1 pseudogene is annotated in these 463 nt (G+C 43.4%); it reads left to right on the top strand.

The window, feature by feature from the left end:
* Nucleotides 1-91: 91 nt before the first annotated feature.
* Nucleotides 92-463 (top strand): annotated as a pseudogene (locus E3E42_RS11705) (Lrp/AsnC family transcriptional regulator); the annotation flags it as partial.

The raw sequence follows: 463 nt of genomic DNA, 5'->3' as shown, positions 1-463 counted from the left end.
CCACAACCTCTATCTTCACCATAGTCATCACCGGAAGAATTTAATATCAAAACGATTTAACTTTTTCCTAGGCATAAATCGGTGAGGTAGAATGGTCGAGCCTGTGATGGAAGAGCTCGAGTTTCTGGTTGAAATCCTTAACAGGCATCCAACAGACAGCCTGAAGAAGATATCCGAGAGCGAGGGCATAGACTACTACAGGCTCAAAAGGCTATACGACAAGTACTACGGGAAGTATCTAAACGTAAGCGCCTTGTACAATCTAAGACTCATTGGACTGAAGAGTTTCGTCGCATTTCTGAGCGTGCCCCCAGATGAGCTTATGGAAGTAGCTAACAGAATGGCAACAAATCCATTTATAGGCTACATAAATCCCGCCTTTGGCTTTAAGAATGGACTGTCGCTGATTATATACGTTCCGGCAGATCAAACCGATAAGATAGACGACTTTATCTCCAGATAC

Origin of the sequence: Thermococcus sp. JdF3, assembly GCF_012027495.1 — an archaeon.
Taxonomy (GTDB): domain Archaea; phylum Methanobacteriota_B; class Thermococci; order Thermococcales; family Thermococcaceae; genus Thermococcus.
The sequence above is the reverse complement of the archived record's forward strand: the minus strand, read 5'-3'. Positions and strand labels throughout refer to the sequence as shown.